Source organism: Elizabethkingia argenteiflava, from assembly GCF_009904105.1.
In the GTDB taxonomy this organism is placed as follows: Bacteria; Bacteroidota; Bacteroidia; order Flavobacteriales; family Weeksellaceae; genus Elizabethkingia; species Elizabethkingia argenteiflava.
Genome location: NZ_JAAABJ010000575.1, coordinates 1 through 356 on the forward strand (window position 1 = coordinate 1; position 356 = coordinate 356).

General features: G+C 32.9%; 1 protein-coding gene. It reads left to right on the forward strand.

Annotated features, from left to right (window positions below; translation table 11 throughout):
• On the forward strand, positions 1-307 hold a 307-nt coding region (locus GNY06_RS09570), incomplete at its 5' end, for a hypothetical protein (RefSeq protein ID WP_212995104.1).
• Positions 308-356: the final 49 nt, after the last annotated feature.

Below are 356 nucleotides of genomic sequence, written 5' to 3' on the forward strand. Positions count from 1 at the left end.
AGCTGTTCAAAATGGCTCTAATCATGGAATAGACCTTGTAGGTATGCGTAAAGATGGGAAATTTGATTTCTTTGAAGTTAAAACAAATACTACAGGAAAGGTTAGTCCACTATCTGTAAGACAAGTAGATTCTTTTAGATTTATTAAAGGCATTTTAGATCCGCAGAAAGCAGGAAAAGGAGGTTGGGGAATATCTTCTGGTGAAGCCCAAAAAATGGCAGACCCTAATAATTGGGGAGATACCAGAATTATAGATATTTTTATTAAGAACGGAAAATTAGATAAAGTTTTGACATCACAATGGTAGAGAATATTAAGATAAAGTGTATAAAAAGAGTATTGACTGAAGAACAAAA